The 15,503-nt window shown below is 61.5% G+C and carries 14 protein-coding genes; 10 read left to right on the forward strand and 4 right to left on the reverse strand.

Annotation, left to right across the window (positions count from 1 at the left end; translation table 11 throughout):
• Positions 1-576 precede the first annotated feature (576 nt).
• Complete coding sequence (locus EN906_RS06350; RefSeq protein ID WP_127266849.1) at positions 577-2,349, forward strand: SLC13 family permease; 1,773 nt, start codon at positions 577-579, stop codon at positions 2,347-2,349.
• 413 nt (positions 2,350-2,762) lie between these two features.
• On the opposite strand, the gene EN906_RS06355 is transcribed toward EN906_RS06350, so the two are convergent.
• Entirely contained in the window at positions 2,763-2,981 is a 219-nt protein-coding gene (locus tag EN906_RS06355; RefSeq protein WP_127266848.1) for a hypothetical protein, read from the reverse strand.
• Between the two features lie 57 nt (positions 2,982-3,038).
• A complete protein-coding gene (locus tag EN906_RS06360) occupies positions 3,039-3,416 on the reverse strand; it encodes a low affinity iron permease family protein (protein WP_127266847.1) in 378 nt (125 codons plus the stop codon).
• 422 nt (positions 3,417-3,838) lie between these two features.
• On the opposite strand from EN906_RS06360, the gene EN906_RS06370 reads away from it, so the two are divergent.
• The gene (locus EN906_RS06370; protein ID WP_127266845.1) at positions 3,839-4,138 is read left to right on the forward strand and encodes a DUF1236 domain-containing protein; all 300 of its coding nucleotides are present in this window, start codon (positions 3,839-3,841) and stop codon (positions 4,136-4,138) included.
• Positions 4,139-4,327: 189 nt separating this feature from the next.
• On the opposite strand, the gene EN906_RS06375 is transcribed toward EN906_RS06370, so the two are convergent.
• Together EN906_RS06375 and EN906_RS06380 are read right to left on the reverse strand one after the other, a co-directional pair.
• A complete protein-coding gene (locus EN906_RS06375; RefSeq protein WP_164748698.1) occupies positions 4,328-4,645 on the reverse strand; it encodes a metalloregulator ArsR/SmtB family transcription factor in 318 nt (105 codons plus the stop codon).
• 787 nt (positions 4,646-5,432) lie between these two features.
• Positions 5,433-6,014 carry an amino acid synthesis family protein gene (locus tag EN906_RS06380; RefSeq protein WP_127266844.1) on the reverse strand — a complete coding sequence of 194 codons (582 nt, stop codon included), beginning with the start codon at positions 6,012-6,014 and terminating at the stop codon, positions 5,433-5,435.
• Positions 6,015-6,177: 163 nt separating this feature from the next.
• Here EN906_RS06380 and EN906_RS06385 point away from each other — a divergent pair, with 163 nt between their 5' ends.
• The 8 genes from EN906_RS06385 (at position 6,178) to EN906_RS06420 (ending at position 15,464) form a co-directional block, all read left to right on the forward strand.
• The gene (locus EN906_RS06385) at positions 6,178-7,971 is read left to right on the forward strand and encodes a helix-turn-helix domain-containing protein (RefSeq protein WP_127266843.1); all 1,794 of its coding nucleotides are present in this window, start codon (positions 6,178-6,180) and stop codon (positions 7,969-7,971) included.
• A gap of 176 nt (positions 7,972-8,147) precedes the next feature.
• Positions 8,148-9,125: a flavin reductase family protein gene (locus tag EN906_RS06390; RefSeq protein ID WP_127266842.1), complete on the forward strand. Its 978-nt coding sequence runs from the start codon at positions 8,148-8,150 to the stop codon at positions 9,123-9,125.
• A 22-nt stretch (positions 9,126-9,147) separates the two neighbouring features.
• Positions 9,148-10,659, forward strand: coding sequence for an aldehyde dehydrogenase (locus EN906_RS06395; protein ID WP_127270401.1), 1,512 nt, complete (start codon positions 9,148-9,150; stop codon positions 10,657-10,659).
• A gap of 27 nt (positions 10,660-10,686) precedes the next feature.
• Positions 10,687-11,763, forward strand: coding sequence for an LLM class flavin-dependent oxidoreductase (locus EN906_RS06400; protein ID WP_127270402.1), 1,077 nt, complete (start codon positions 10,687-10,689; stop codon positions 11,761-11,763).
• A gap of 2 nt (positions 11,764-11,765) precedes the next feature.
• The gene (locus EN906_RS06405) at positions 11,766-12,590 is read left to right on the forward strand and encodes an alpha/beta hydrolase (protein ID WP_127270407.1); all 825 of its coding nucleotides are present in this window, start codon (positions 11,766-11,768) and stop codon (positions 12,588-12,590) included.
• 269 nt (positions 12,591-12,859) lie between these two features.
• The gene (locus EN906_RS06410; protein WP_127270403.1) at positions 12,860-13,693 is read left to right on the forward strand and encodes a transporter substrate-binding domain-containing protein; all 834 of its coding nucleotides are present in this window, start codon (positions 12,860-12,862) and stop codon (positions 13,691-13,693) included.
• A gap of 56 nt (positions 13,694-13,749) precedes the next feature.
• Positions 13,750-14,724, forward strand: a complete 975-nt coding sequence (locus EN906_RS06415) for an amino acid ABC transporter permease (protein WP_127266450.1) — start codon at positions 13,750-13,752, stop codon at positions 14,722-14,724.
• Complete coding sequence (locus EN906_RS06420; RefSeq protein ID WP_127266451.1) at positions 14,721-15,464, forward strand: amino acid ABC transporter ATP-binding protein; 744 nt, start codon at positions 14,721-14,723, stop codon at positions 15,462-15,464. Before EN906_RS06415 ends, EN906_RS06420 begins: the two co-directional genes overlap by 4 nt.
• The last annotated feature ends 39 nt before the right edge of the window (positions 15,465-15,503 follow it).

A 15,503-nucleotide genomic window follows, 5' to 3' on the forward strand; every position in this document is an offset into this window, starting at 1 on the left:
CAGCCCCACAGATTGCGCTTTATCCGGGCATGCCGGCGTCAGTCATGATCGTCACCGAGGAACGCACCGCGCTCGACTATGTGCTAGGTCCGTTGGTTGTGTCGTTCCACTCCGCCTTTCGCCAGAAGTAACTGAGTCCGTAATCTCTCCGCGATGCCATTCGACAGATGGTCGGGCCTGCAAAGCCGAGACAGGAGCTGCCCGGAATCTGGAGGGTCTCCGCATTCCCATCCGACCTGTGCATTTCTGGCACCTCTATATGTTCCATCCAAGCCAGCCAGAGACGCCGACCCTAACTGACGAATTTCTGCTATCGCTTGTCATTTGCCAGAAGTCGCCGTTCCGCTCCCGTCCCACAAATGCCTGTCAGCAATGCGTCTCAAATCGGTCGTAAGGTCAGTTTTGCCATTGCCTGAAAGTTGACGATCGCAGGCATCTGCGCTGGAAGCCGTGGGCCAGCGGCCATCGCCCGATGGCATTCAGGATCGTGCTGGCAAAGCCGCAATCAGCAAAGCAACAAAAGGGGCGGTTTGGCCGTTCTGATCAGTCGCATTGGCGGCTGGGGCATTCGAAGACATGACGACGCCGCAAATTTTGTCATTTGCCGTAACCTTCGTGATGATGGCAGCGTTCGTGTGGGGTCGCTATCGTTATGATCTGGTCGCGGCCGCGGCACTGTTGCTTGCTCTCGCGGTTGGCATCGTGCCTTTTGACGAGGCCTTCAGCGGGTTCAGCGACGATATCGTGGTCATTGTCGGCAGTGCTCTGCTGGTGAGCGCAGGGATAGCACGCTCGGGTATCATGGAGGCCGCCATCAAGCGCTTTGCTCCGAAATTATCGGGAGTTCGGTCGCAACTGGCGCTGCTGGTGATCTTGGTCACGATTCTCTCTGCCTTTGTAAAGAATATCGGGGCGCTCGCTATCATGATTCCGATCGCCTTCCAGTTCGCGCGCCGGTCTAACATTTCACCCTCGACATTCCTGATGCCTATGGCGTTCGGATCACTGCTCGGCGGTCTCATGACGCAGGTGGGAACATCTCCCAACATCGTTGTGTCCCGAGTACGAGAGGAGCTGACCGGAACCGCCTTCACAATGTTCGACTTCACACCTGTTGGAGCTGGCATAGCCGCTGCCGGAACGATCTTCCTGCTGTTTTTCTATTGGTTGTTGCCGGTGCGCGAAAAGCTTGGCGGATCACTGAACGAAGCCCTCGACATCAAGAACTACCTTACAGAGGCTCGAATTGTCGCCGACTCCACGGTGCTCGGGAAAACCGTCGCAGACCTCATGAAGCTCGCCGGCGGCGATGCAATCGTGACGTCGATTCTGCGCAATCGCACGATGCGGATGACGCCACTGCCCGACGCGATCCTCAAGGTGAATGACATCCTGTTGCTCGAAGGCGACCCAGAAGCGCTGGATCGCCTTGTCTCCCAGGGCAGGCTCAGCGTGACCGGGGATAGGGTCGCTGGTGACGACACCACCAACGAAATGGTCGCTATCGAAGCCGTAATCGGTGAAAGCTCCTCTTTGATCGGCTGGACCGCCCAGCGCCTTGCCCTTTACGATCGCTTCAATGTCAACCTCCTGGCTGTCAGCCGTCGCGGGGAGCGCCTCGACCGCAGGCTGGCCGAAGTCGAGCTGAGGCTCGGGGACGTTGTCGTTTTGCGGGGCAGTGCAGCCAGGATGCCCGAGATACTTCGTGAACTCGGCTGCTTACCGCTGGCAGAAAGGGCTATCCTTCTTGGTAGCGTCCGCAAGGGTATCGTGCCGGTAGTAATCCTTGCTCTCGCCATGGTGGCGACGGCGTTTGGGCTGCTGCCAGTCTCCGTCGCCTTCTTCGCGGCCGCTGTCGCGATTGTGCTTTTCAAGGTCATTCCGCTCCGCGACGTATACCAATCGCTCGATGGGCCTATCCTCGTGATGCTGGCCGTTCTCATTCCAGTGAGCGATTCGCTGCGCAGTACAGGGGCGACGGGAGTAGTTGCCGGCGAGCTTGCTAGGCTGGGGACACTCCTTCCGGCGTCCGGCGCACTGATGCTCATCCTTGTCGCCGCCATGGCCGTTACGCCATTCCTCAACAATGCCGCCACCGTCCTTGTCATGGCGCCTATCGCCGCCGAGTTTGCTGGTGATCTGGGCTACCGGCCGGAAGCATTTTTGATGGCTGTCGCCATTGGCGCCGGCTGTGACTTTCTCACCCCGATCGGACATCAGTGCAACACGCTTGTCATGGGGCCGGGTGGCTACCGCTTCAGCGACTATCCCCGTCTGGGACTGCCCCTATCTTTTCTCGTAGTCATTGTTGCCGTGCCGATGCTTATGATCGTTTGGCCAGTGGACTGACATCCGATATTCGGATGCCCTCCTTGGAAATCCCACATGACACTACATTCGTGAATGAGGTCTCCGCCGCGCAACTGAGGGCGAAAAATCCAACGGTGAAAAGTTCGGTGTGCGATCCGGCAAAGAGCCTGAAGCAGACGCCCGGTCAGAAAAGCACCACAAAGGCGGAAAGACGTAGGTCGCGCCCAGACTCCGCCTAACCGGCATGCCGGCGGGTCGACATGCTTAACCTCCGCCAAGTGATCGCGCGAACGGCCAAAGCACCCGCCGCTGCTCGTTTCTGAGGGTTAAACTTATGAAAGCCCGCCGCCCCATTTGCGAAGCGGCGGGCTTCATCCGCCCCAACTTGTCAATGCAACTTTGGTGCCAAACCTTTTTGGCTCTCTATAGGACAATGGGCTGTCCGACAGCGATCAAACAGACATCCAAAATGCCAGCAGCAGGGCGCATAAGGATGAGACGAGGGCAGCGGTGGCAAAAAGCACGCCCTGCCAATCTGGCGGTGGATCGGACACCAACTTGTCGGGGGGCGGATGATTGTCATTCATGAAAAGCAATTTTGCAACGCCAAGTTTGGTCCCGTAAGCCTTCAGGTTGTCGGCGGAAATGGCCGCCGCCCTACCGAAGGCCAAAGAAACTCAAAATTGCCAAGACGACGACCACCGCACCGACGAGCCAAATGATATTGTTCATGATCTCTCTCCTGTTGCTTTCGAAAGTTCGCGCCTGGCAGCGCCGATCGTTCGGGACGCCTCTGCTTCGAGTTCTACAAGCTTCTCCCTGATCTCCTCCGGCTCGGCGTGCTCCAATCCGACAACGTCATTTCTGGTTTCATTCAGTGAAACGATGATCTCATCGAGTTTGGCGTGAATGGCGGCGGTGTCGCGATAGCCTTGTAGAAGGACAACACCAGTGATCACGATGGCGGCAACCGACAGGGCGTAGGTAACCGCACTTGTCAGACCAAAGGGCACCAGGGCGGTGCACAAAACCATTGCTATGAGAATGACATAGAAGCCCGGCGGCCGAGATAGGAAGTCGGAGGCCGCGAAAAGGAACCGATTCATATCCGGGCCAAAGTCATCAAGGCGACCAGTGCGGTAATCGCCACACAAATAGGCACTGCTGCCAGTAAGCCTGCCTCTAAGATCCGACTCTCTTTGTCGCGCAACATCAGGTCACCTACTCCAAGTTAAAGATATAGGTTCGCGAGCAGCTGGGCGGCTCGCGAACCTGCTATCGGCGTCGTGCTTGGCCAGCACTTTTATCCATCTGCTTTCTCCCAAGTTCGAGAGACAACAGCCGCGGGAGGCAGGCGTTCCAGTCGCTGTCTCTGACAGGACCAATGCGTGTTCTAGGACCAGACTTAGGCCCCAAAGGGACTAGACCTAAGTACCTAAGGCGGAACGTCTAGGGCGGCTCCATGTTCAAGTTGTCGGGCGGCGCGGGACGATGATCGTGTTGCGCCAGTCCCTACGGGAGTGCAGATATGAACATGCTTCTAAAGAACACCGCAGCAGCGATGTTGCTCTTGGCTGGGATCGGCTCAGCCGCCGCGGACGACATCATTATCCAGCCGGAACAAGACACCGTCATCCGCGAATATGTGAAGCAGCAGCCCCTGGCGTCGGTCAAGCTCCCCGGCGTGGAACTGAATGTCGGGACAGCTCTGCCGGACACGGTTGAGATCCATGAGGTTCCCAACGTCAAATACCGCTATGTGGTGGTCGACAACCGCACGGTGCTGGTGGACCCAGGCACCCGAAAAATCATCAAGGTTTACGACTGAACGAACCAATTCAGCCCCGCCGCCATCGCTGGCGGCGGGGCTGAAGCGTATAAATCTCCACATCCGGACGAAGATGAGGAGCCTTAAAGTCGCGACATCGCAAGCGCTCTTGGCACGCCTCTCCGGCACGAATGCGGGAAGCACGTTAGAGCGAAGGCCGAGAGGAAACCTCTCCAAAGGTCTCGGGCTTTATGGATGATGGTCGCGGCCAGGCAGAGTTTTCCTCTCAGCAAGCCAGTCCAGGAGTTCAAGGACCTTCAGGGCACGATCTGTGCACGAGTAATACGCTTTTTGACGCTCCTGCCTCCGGGTGACCAGCCCAAATTCTCGCATTATGCTAAGATGTTGGGAGAGTGCGGAGTTGCTAAGCCCTAATCGCGACGCCAGATCAGAAACGGATATTTCTCCGTCGGCAAGAATGATTAGAGCGAGAAGGCGCTTTTCATTAGCCATGGCAGCGAGCAGCTCGGCGGACGGCGCATAAATGCTGGGCTTTTCGGGATCCATGATGTCTCCCTCACTCACGCGTCGAGCGGGCCTCGCGCAGGCCGAATGTAAAGAACTCGCCTCCCATTTACCGCAGCGGCGGGCCAAGGATGACGTGCCCGGATCGTCGGGCGCTCCGGCGCGTCAGAACTATTAGCGTAGCTTAATGTTCCGTCAGAAGGGCGTCGCTGTCTGACGGTCGGCGTCGGCGGCTAAGCGCCTTAGCTCCTGGATCGCCCCTTCTTCGAAGCCTGGGAACCTTTGGCTTCGGCAGCAAGGCGTTGTTCTCGAAGTCGCGCAGTCTTTAAAAAACGCGCCTCTCTCTCGGCCGCGTTATCAACTTTTGCCTCGCGGTCTGCGCGATCCAATCGGTCATTTGTCGATGCTTCGCTGGGACACTTTGGCCTCCTACCAGAAGACCGTTGAATTTACTTTTCGCTAAATTGTTCCCGCCAATTCGGCGACTGCCTTCCTGACGCTTGCGCACCAACAAAGCGAAAGCCCGCCACCGGCGTAGCGGGCTCTTGAAGAGGCAGGCAATTGGAGGGTACTGGCAAACTAGCTACCGCCATAGTTCCGGCATCAAAGGTGCCGGATCGCAACGCCGCATGTCGACAGCATCGATGGCCGGAGATGAACGGCAAGGACGCCTGTGCAGTTCGCCAAGCACCTTCGGGTCCGGAGAGCCTGCACTGCAGCCTAGCAAGCTCTTCGAAATAGGCCGCGAGATCGTCATCAGCATTCGCCGGCTCTGAACATTGGTGATGCTGTGGTACCCACGGTGATGTTGTGGAACCCAGCGCAAGCCTCACATCGCTGCTTCCTGCTCCATCTCTTTCATGTCCTGAAAGCGGTCCGCAATCCGTGGGTGAACCCGGCCGCCGTCCGCAGCACCGATGGCCACGACAATCTCGTCGGCAGCCGGGCCGTCGGCGATCTGGAAGTTGGCGGTGATGAAATGCGAGCGGCGACCGTTCTCGCTCTTGTGCATCATCGGCAGCGATAGCAGCGCGCCCGGCGCGTTGCGGGTGTTACAGAATTCGAGATAGGTCGTGCCGCCGACGGCGTCGCGGAAGACATTGCCGAAGCGCAGCGTATGGATCATGGCGGAGGCATGCTCGATCTCGCCGGCGGTTCCGACGGCGGCCGCCTTGCCGTAGCTTTCGATGCGTTCCGCCTGCATCAATCCAATCAGGCGGCTCGTGAGTTCCTGCCCCAGCCGGGGCGCTATGGCGACAATCTCCGGCCGCAAATGCTCGACGAAGCCGCGCCCGGCCCATGGATTGCGCAGGACGGCTGCCACCACGATCGACGTTACCGGCCTTGCACCCGCTTTGCCGCCTTCGATGTGCACTTCCTCGATGAAGGTGCTGACTTTTCGCAATTCCATGATTTGGCCTCCCCAGGTGGAAGCTCAAGATAATGCACGCCAACCGTCGGGTATTCCTCCGGTTCGTAGGAAGAAACGGCGTGCGTCCCGCTTGGAAGCGGTGTAGCGTTCGTATATCCGCGACGGCTTAAATTCGCCCTTCGCGAGCGGCGGAAGATCAGGCGTGGACCACGAATCGCAAATTCTCTCCTTGCGGGACGCCGCCAGCCTCATCAATTCGGGCGGCGATCTCCAGTCCGTGCTGCGCCATCTCGTGCTGGCGGCCTGTCGTCATGCCCAATGGACTTTAGGCTCGATCATGGGCATCGACGCCGCCCACGGCCACGCCTATGTCATCGTGCGCCACGACCCGACGCTCATTCACCGCACGTTGCCGGACCGTTGGGAGCTGGCCACCAGTCCCTCGATCGTCGCGCTCAACCGCAACGAGCCGGTCTACATCAGGGACGCGCGCGTATCGGAGGAGTTCCCGGGCTACCGCCGAGAAGCCTTCGAGCGCGACTACCGCAGTGTTCTGGTCATGCCGATGAACTGCGTCGACGAAGACGGCCGGCCGATGGTGCTGACCGTCGTTTCGCGCGAGATCACCGAAGTGACGGCGCAGGATATCGCCTTCATCGGCATGATCGTGCATCTGGGTGAGATCGCGGTCGAGAAGCAGCATCGGCTGCGCCAGGAGAAGCAGGCCGGCGAGCGTCTGCAGCGCGCCCTATCGGCGCACACCTCGCTTCTGCAGCAAGCCTTGTCGGACGGATCGGTGGCCTCGCTCGCCGAAAAGGTCAGCGAGCTGCTACCCAATCCTGTGGTGGTGATCGATTTCCATGCCAATCTGGTTGTCGCCGGCCGTTCCCCGAGCGAGGCGCATTTCGACGCCGCCTCCTGGCAGCAGGCGGTGAGCGGAACGCTCAGCCGGCAGATCTTCAAGATAGCGCGCGGCGTGTCCGACGGGCGTCACACCGAGACGCTGTTCGTCGATGACGGCAAGCGACAGCTCAAGCTTTCGGTGCGCATCGAGCCGCTTAGCATCGACGCCGAAGTGGTTGGCGCACTGATGATTTTCCCGACGCCTCACGAGTCTGGTCAACTCGATCAGATGCTGCTCGACAGCACCAAATTCGCACTCAGCGTGCAGATGATGCGCAGCTTCGTGCGCTTCCGTTTCGAGACGCGCTCGCTGACCGAGCTTTTCCTGGAGGTGGCGGAGCGCCGCTGGCGCGACGAGGCCGATATCGTCAGTCGCGCCCGCCGGCTGGGGCTCGACTTGACCGTTGCACAGAAGATGATCGTCGTCGACCTCGCCGAACAGGACGGTGCCATCGGCCTTGCCGATCCGCATCACGAGGTCATGCGTCTGCTGCAGCAGGCCGGCATTGCCGGCACGGCAATCGCGGTGGAGGATGGGCTTGTCTGTCTTGTCCCGGCCGATACCGGGCAGGATGGCGCGCGCTTCGCGAAATTGCCGCACAAGATTGCGGCCGGGCTTGGCCGCTATTTCGAAGCTGAGCCGGTGGTTGTGCTTTCCGAGGCCTGTGCCGCGCTGGTCGATTATCCCATCGCCTGGGAGCGGTGCCGCCGCATGATCCGGATCGGCCGTTCCTTCGGGCGCACCGGCGTTTTTGCCGGCCAGGATTTCGGTCCGCTGCCGATATTGGTCGCCGCTGCCGACGCTCCGGACGTGCGCGGCTTCGTCGACGAAAGTGTCGGCGCCCTGATCGCGCATGACCGCGAGCACGGCACGCCCTATCTGGAGACGTTATTTGCCTATCTGCGCGAGGGCTGCCGCAGCCAGGCCTGCGCCGACGCCATCGGCCTGCATGTCACCACCTTACGCTATCGCCTGTCGCGCATGGAGGACCTGTTCGGCATCCGTCTCGACACGCCCGAACAGCGCTTCGCGGTTGAACTCGCGATCCGTCTCAGCGGCATCATCGACAGCCGCACGCCGACAGCCCGTTAGACTCTGTTGACCTCGCCACCACTGTTTCGACGCGGCAGCCGCCGCAAGTGCAGGCGCGCTGCGCCTGCACTTGCTCGGGATGGCAGCAGCACGCCCCGACATCTTTCCTACAGACCGGAGGAAGAAGGCCGGCCGTCTCTTGCCTAGCTTTCATCCGACACTATGGGAGGAAAGCAATGGCGGACGCGGTGGTACACAGGACGATCGACCCGATCGCCTTGCGTCGTGCCTTCGGCACCTTCGTCACCGGCGTGACCGTCATCACCACGCGCGACTGCGACGGCAATCCGCGCGGCATGACCGCGAACTCCTTTACCTCGGTCTCGCTTGACCCGCCGTTGCTCCTGGTCTGCGTCGCCAAGGCGGCGGCGAGCTTTCCCGCATTCAACGAAACACGGTCCTTCGCGGTCAATTTCCTCCATGAAGGCCAGGTCGACGTTTCTTCGGTGTTCGCATCCAAAGCGGCGGACAAATTCCAGTCGGTCAACCATGACCGCGCCCACACCGGCGCGCCGATCCTCACCGACAGCCTGACATGGTTCGACTGCACCGTTCACAACCGCATCGAGGCCGGCGACCACATCATCCTGATCGGCCAGGTCCAGGCTTTCGGAACCAGCCCATCGGCGCCGCTCGGGTTTTGCCGCGGCCGTTACGCCAGCGTAAAGGATCCGCTGCCTGCCGGCTGGCTGGCCTCGCAGGACATGATCATCGGCTATCTTGTCGAAGCCGGCGACCGCATCCTCTTGCGCACCGATGGCAAGGGAAGTTGGGTGCTGCCGACGGCGCGGCGCCGCAAGGCCGACAGTCAGCTCGTCCTCGATGGCGGCGAGGCGCTGACCCTCGTCCCTGAAAACACCTTCCTCTATTCGGTCTTCGACGTCGCCGACAGCGACCCGGGCTATCTCATCTACCGCGCCGAACTGAGCCGTGAGAGCGCTGAAGCCGCACTTCCGGAGGGTCACGCCTTCTTTTCCGTCGACGCGCTGCCCTATGAGCGGATCGCCACGCATGAACTGCGCGCCATGCTGCGCCGCTATGCCCGCGAGCGCCAGGACAAACGCTTCGGCATCTATATCGACACCGGCGATGGCGGCCGTGTCGCCATGATCGACGGCCAGTCGCAATCGTGGACGCAGGCCGCGTCCGAATGATGCTCCACGCAGGACAGACAGCATGAAAACGACGGTCGGATCGCTCGAAGGCTCACGCCAGAACCTGTTCATCAACGGGGCGTTCGTGGCGCCGAAAACCGGGCAGTACATCGACAGTTTCGACCCGACCACCGGCAAGCCCTGGTACGAGTTCGCCGAGGCCGGCGCCGAGGATGTCGGCGCGGCCGTCGAGGCCGCACGTACCGCTTTCGCGGCGCCTGCCTGGCGGCGCATGACCCAGACCGACCGCGGCAGGCTGGTGCGCCGGCTGGCGGAACTGGTGCTGGAGCACGCCGACGCGCTGGCGCTGATCGAGACCCGTGACAACGGCAAGCTGCTCAAGGAAATGCGGGCGCAGATGCGCGCCATGCCCGACAGCTACACCTATTTCGCAGGGATGGCCGACAAGCTGCTCGGCGACACCATTCCGGTCAACAAGCTCGACATGCTCAATTTCAACCTGCGCGAGCCGATCGGCGTCGTCGGCATGATCACGCCATGGAACTCGCCGCTGATGCTGCTCACCGGCACGCTGGCGCCATGCCTGGCGCTCGGCAACACGGTGGTCGTCAAGCCGTCCGAGCATGCCAGTGCCTCCACGCTCGCGCTGGCCGAGCTGATCATGGAGGCCGGCTTCCCGGCCGGCGTCGTCAATGTCGTGACCGGCACCGGCGCCGTGGCGGGGGACGCGCTGACCCGGCACCCTGGCATCGCGAAATTCGTCTTCACCGGTTCGACGGCGACGGGCCGGCGGATTGCCGCCAATGCGGCTGAGAACCTCATCCCCTGTTCGATGGAACTCGGCGGCAAGTCGCCACATGTCGTCTTCGACGACGTCGACATCGACCATGCCGTCAACGGCGTCGTGTCCGGTGTGTTCGCGGCGGCTGGGCAGACCTGCGTCGCCGGTTCGCGCTGTTTCGTCGAGGCCAGCGTCTACGATCGGTTCGTCGAGGCGCTGGTCGAACGCACGCGGCGCGTGCGGGTCGGGCTGCCGATGCTGGAGGAAACCGACGTCGGACCGCTGGCGCTGTCGGTGCAACTCGCCAAGGTAGAAGGCTACGTCGCCTCGGGCGTGCGCCAGGGCGCGCGGATTGCGGCCGGCGGCAAGCGGCCGCAGGCGGATGAGCTTGCAGGCGGCTGGTACTTCGAGCCGACCGTGATGACCGATGCCGACAACGGCATGGACTTCATGCAGGAGGAACTATTCGGTCCTGTCGTCGGCGTCATCCCGTTCTCGTCGGAAGACCAGATGATCCGTCTCGCCAACGACACCCGCTATGGCCTCGCCTCCGGCATCTGGACCCGGGACATCAACCGCGCGCTGCGTTTCGCCAGGAATGTTGAAGCCGGCACCGTCTGGATCAACACCTACCGCGCCTCGTCCTTCATGTCCGCCAATGGCGGCTTCAAGGAGAGCGGCTACGGGCGGCGCGGCGGCTTCGACGCCATGGAGGAGTTCTCGCGCCTGAAGAACGTCGTCATCGACTACTCGGGCGCGATGCAGGACCCCTTCATTATCCGCCTTCGCTGACCAAACCGACGCACTGGGGAGACCGACATGAAATTCGCCGTTTCGCTGACCATGGAACGCTTCTCGCCCGACATGCCGATGTCGAAGGTGAAGAGCAATCTCCTCGAGTTGGCGCGCCTGGCCGACGAAGGTGGCTTCGAGACGCTGTGGACGGCCGAGCATCACACGATCGAATGCACGATCTCGCCCAACCCCCTGATGACGCTGACCTGGCTTGCCCAGCATACCGAGCAGATCCGCCTCGGCACCTCGACGCTGGTCGCGCCCTACTGGAGCCCGATCCGGTTGGCAGGGGAGGCGGCACTTTGTGATCACCTGACCGGCGGGCGGCTGGAGTTCGGCATCGCGCGCGGTTCTTACCAATATGAGTTTGACCGCATGGCCGGCGGCATGCCGCAGCAGGAAGGCGTTGCCTATCTGAAGGAGCTGGTGCCGGCGGTGAAGAAGCTGTGGGCACAGGATTATGCCCATGACGGCGATTACTGGAAGTTCCCACTCGCCGCCGGCGTGCCGAAGCCGCTGCAGAAGCCGCATCCGCCGATCTGGGTGGCCGCGCGAGACCCGGGAACCTTCGACTGGGCGGTCGGCATCGGCGCTTCGATCCTGTCGACGCCCTTGTCGGCGCCGGCGGCCGAGATCGCCGTGCTCGGCGAGAAATTCCGCAAGGCCGTCGCCGATCATCCAGAGGTGCCGCGCCCGCGCCTGATGATGCAGCGGCGCACCTGCGTCTACGAACGAGCGCAGGACTGGGAGATCGCGGTCGGGCATGCCATTGACTATGGCCGCGCGTTCGAGAACCTGTTCCAGAACATCGGCACCGTGCAAAACGGCTTTCCCGAAGCTATCCCCTACGAGAGAGTCAAGGGCAAAGACAATTACAATCCCGAGAACATCCGTCGCAACCTGATGTTCGGCACGCCCGACGAGGTGATCGAGAAGCTGCTCGACTATGAAGCCGCGGGCGTTGACCAGTACTGCCTCGGCCTGACGTTCAACCTGCCGTTCGAGCTGCAGAAGAAGACGATCAAGCTGTGGGTCGACGAGGTGATGCCGGTCTTCGCCGCGCGCGAGCGCGACAGGGCGCGCCAGGCGGCGAGGGCGTGACTATGGCGCGCTCCGGCCAGCTCGATGTCGATGGCGTGCTGCTCAACTGGCGCCTTGAGGGTGAGGGTGGGTTGCCGCTGGTCTGCATCCATGGAGTCGGCTCCTATCTCGAAGCCTGGAGTGGCGTGGCGGGCCAACTGAAAGATCGCTTCTCGGTTCTCACCTTCGACCTGCGCGGCCATGGCCGCTCCAGCCGGATCAAGGGCCGTTACGAGATCGACGATTTCGTCAAGGAAACGCTGGCGCTGGCCGACCATGTCGGGTTTGCCACCTTCCATGTGGCCGGGTTTTCACTGGGTGGCCTGATCGCACAGCGCCTGTCGCTGACCCATGCCGAGCGCCTGAAAAAACTGGTGTTGCTGTCGACGGTCGCCGGCCGCACGCCCGAGGAACGGCACGCGGTGCGTGGCCGGCTGGCGGCGCTGATGGCGAGCGATGCCTCAGTGCATCATGAAGCCTCGCTGTCGCGCTGGCTGACGGAGGATTTTCAGGACAGCAACCCGGAGACCATCGCCGAGTTGCGCCGGCGTGACGCTGAAAACGACCGCGACTGCTATGCGGCCGCCTATCGCGTTCTGGCCGAGACCGATTTCGGCGGCATTCTCGACCGCATCACCTGCCCGACGCTGATCGTGACCGGGGAGGACGATCAGGGCTCCAGCCCGCGGATGGCACGGCTGATGCACGAACAGGTGCAAGGGTCGCAACTCGCCATCCTGCCCGGACTTCGTCATTCGATCCTGATCGAGGCGCCGGCTCGGGTTGCCACGCTGATGGGCGATTTCCTGATGGACGCTGACCGCGGGAAAGGGGGGCGGCGCCGATGAATAGCAGCCTTCGCGATGCGAAAGCCAACGCCGGACACCAGGGGCTGCACGACACCTCGCAGGGAGCGGGCCGGGACCTTCCCTGTGATCGGGGGAATGGCGACGGCAAACATCCTCCGCCACATCGGAAGACCGGACCGGCCGCGACGTCGCTAAATCCGCGGGCCTTTGGGAGAGGACGCCGACCAGGTCGGCACGAAATTGCGACGTCACGACCGGCTGAACGGAAGTGACTGCAAGGAACTGAACAACAACAGGGGAATACGGATATGACATTCTGGAACAGACCACAGCTGACGTTGGCCGCGATGGCGCTTGCGCTTGGCGCATATCCTGCTCACGCAGGCGCGGTGCTCGACCGCGTTGTGGCGGCCGGCACGCTCAAGGTGGCGACCGATGCCAACTGGGCGCCGCAGTCCTTCGTGAATTCCAGCAACGAGCTGGACGGCTTCGATGTCGACGTCGCCAAGGCGATCGGCAAGCACCTCGGCGTCAAGGTCGAGTTCATCACGCCCGGCTGGGACATCATCACCGCCGGCCATTGGGCGGGGCGCTGGGACATGCATGCCGGCTCGATGACGCCGACCAAGAAACGCGCCGAGATCTTCGATTTTCCGGCGGTCTACTATTACACGCCGGCGGCCGTTGCCGTGCACAAGGACAGCAAGGCCAAGACGCTGGCAGATCTCGACGGCAAGGTGGTCGGCGCCACCAGCACCTCCACCTTCGAGGCCTATGCCAAGAAGGATCTGACGCTCGACGCCGCCGGCGCGCCGCCATTCGAGTACAAGCTCAACCCGAAGGAGGTCCGCTCCTACGAGAATTCGACGACCGCCTTTGACGACCTCCGCCTCGGCGACGGCGTGCGCCTGGACGCGGTGGTCTCTTCACTGCCGTCGATCCTCGACGCCGAGAAGGCCGGTTACCCGATCAAGCAGCTGGGCGACCCAGTATTTTACGAGCCGCTGGCGATCGCCACCGAACGCGGCGATCCCGAACTCTCCGCCAAGATCGGCGACGCCGTGAAAGCGATGAAGGAGGATGGCACGCTGAGCAAGCTTTCCGAAAAGTGGTACGGGCAGGATTACTCGAAGACCAACTAGCCCCCTTAAAAGGCGCCTGCCCCCCGGGCAGGCCGCCGAACAGCCGGTGCTCAAAGATGCTTTATCCGGATACCGTCGAAGCCGAAGTCCTCGTCCACAAACCCTGGTTCGTGGCTACGATGTTCGGCGTCGTTCTGCTTCTCTTCATGGCTTTCAACATGTCGAGCACCAGCTTTGCCGAACTGATGCGCCCCGTGATCGGCGAACCGTCGGTGAGTGGCTTCTACGGCCGCTTTGCCATTGCTTTCGCCATAGCGGTGATCTTCACCTTGAATGTCGTGTTGATCGGCTTCGCGCCGCTCAAGTTCCAGATCGGCATCGTATGGCTCGAACTGCTGCTCCTGTTTGTTGGCTTCTTCGAGACGTTCCATCTCAGCTTGCCCTTTATCAGAGAGAAACTGCCGTTCCTGATCAGCCAGGGCGTTGTCACCACGCTCTACGTCTCGGCGATTTCCATCGTCATCGCTTCGGTCATCGCGGTGGCGGGAGCGGTCGCCAAGCTCTCCAACAATGGCTTCGCCTACGCCATCGCCAGCTTCTACACCTCCTTCTTTCGCGGCCTGCCCCTGCTGATGCAGGTCTATCTGATCTATCTCGGGCTGCCGCAGCTCGGCTTTGTCATTGATGCGGTTCCGGCCGGCATCCTGGCGCTATCGCTCTGCTACGGCGCCTACATGACCGAGATCTTCCGCTCCGGCATCCAGAGCATCGATCGCGGCCAGTGGGAGGCGTCGCGCTCCATGGGCTTCGGCTTCACGCTGACCATGCGTCGCATCATCCTGCCGCAGGCATTGCCGGTCATCATTCCGCCAACGGGCAACCAGTTCATCTCGATGCTGAAGGATTCCTCGCTGGTCTCGGTCATCGGCGTGTGGGAGCTGATGTTCCTGGCGCGCACCCTCGGACAGAAGACCTTCCAGCACATGGAGATGCTGATCTCGGCAGCGATGATCTACTGGATGCTGTCGATCTGCCTCGAACTGGTCCAATCGCGGATCGAACGGCATTACCACAGGAGCAAGGTGCGATGAGCGCCCCCGCCATCATTGAAGCCAAGTCCGTTTCCAAATGGTATGGCCAATTCCAGGCGCTGAAGGACATCAACCTGATCGTCCACAAGGGCGAGCGGATCGTGATCTGCGGGCCCTCGGGTTCCGGCAAATCAACCCTCATCCGCTGCTTCAATCGCCTGGAGGCGCATCAAGAGGGCGACATTGTCGTCAACGGCGTTGCCTTACATGGCAAGATGACCAACGTTGCCGCCGTGCGTTCCAACGTCGGCATGGTCTTCCAGCACTTCAACCTGTTTCCGCACATGACGGTGCTGATGAACTGCATGGCCGGCCCAATGTGGGTGAAGGGCGTATCGGAAAAGCAGGCGCGCAAGACCGCGCTGAAGTTCCTCGAGCGGGTCCGCATTCCCGAACAGGCGAACAAGTTCCCCATCCAGCTGTCCGGCGGACAGCAGCAGCGCGTGGCGATTGCCCGCAGCCTGTGCATGGAACCGGCTGTCATGCTGTTCGATGAGCCGACCTCCGCACTCGATCCGGAAATGGTCTCCGAGGTGCTAGAGACGATGACGGGATTGGCTCGGGACGGCATGACCATGGTGTGTGTAACACATGAGATGGGTTTTGCTCGTGCGGTTGCCGACCGGGTGATCTTCATGGACGCTGGGCAGATCGTCGAGGAGGGCACGCCCGACGGGTTTTTCGGCCACCCTTGCCATGATCGAACCAAGTTGTTCCTCAGCCAGATACTAAAGCATTAAACTTCCAGAAAAAAATGCGTGGATGCGCTGGACGAACGG

It is taken from the genome of Mesorhizobium sp. M7A.F.Ca.CA.004.06.1.1, assembly GCF_003999135.1.
In the GTDB taxonomy this organism is placed as follows: Bacteria; Pseudomonadota; Alphaproteobacteria; order Rhizobiales; family Rhizobiaceae; genus Mesorhizobium.

Coding starts and splice junctions, on each gene's coding strand:
- EN906_RS06350 (WP_127266849.1), top strand. CDS start 577: ATGACGACGCCGCAAATTTTGTCATTTGCCGTAACCTTCGTGATGATG.
- EN906_RS06360 (WP_127266847.1), bottom strand. CDS start 3,416: ATGAATCGGTTCCTTTTCGCGGCCTCCGACTTCCTATCTCGGCCGCCG.
- EN906_RS06370 (WP_127266845.1), top strand. CDS start 3,839: ATGAACATGCTTCTAAAGAACACCGCAGCAGCGATGTTGCTCTTGGCT.
- EN906_RS06375 (WP_164748698.1), bottom strand. CDS start 4,645: ATGGATCCCGAAAAGCCCAGCATTTATGCGCCGTCCGCCGAGCTGCTC.
- EN906_RS06380 (WP_127266844.1), bottom strand. CDS start 6,014: ATGGAATTGCGAAAAGTCAGCACCTTCATCGAGGAAGTGCACATCGAA.
- EN906_RS06390 (WP_127266842.1), top strand. CDS start 8,148: ATGGCGGACGCGGTGGTACACAGGACGATCGACCCGATCGCCTTGCGT.
- EN906_RS06395 (WP_127270401.1), top strand. CDS start 9,148: ATGAAAACGACGGTCGGATCGCTCGAAGGCTCACGCCAGAACCTGTTC.
- EN906_RS06400 (WP_127270402.1), top strand. CDS start 10,687: ATGAAATTCGCCGTTTCGCTGACCATGGAACGCTTCTCGCCCGACATG.
- EN906_RS06405 (WP_127270407.1), top strand. CDS start 11,766: ATGGCGCGCTCCGGCCAGCTCGATGTCGATGGCGTGCTGCTCAACTGG.
- EN906_RS06410 (WP_127270403.1), top strand. CDS start 12,860: ATGACATTCTGGAACAGACCACAGCTGACGTTGGCCGCGATGGCGCTT.
- EN906_RS06415 (WP_127266450.1), top strand. CDS start 13,750: ATGCTTTATCCGGATACCGTCGAAGCCGAAGTCCTCGTCCACAAACCC.
- EN906_RS06420 (WP_127266451.1), top strand. CDS start 14,721: ATGAGCGCCCCCGCCATCATTGAAGCCAAGTCCGTTTCCAAATGGTAT.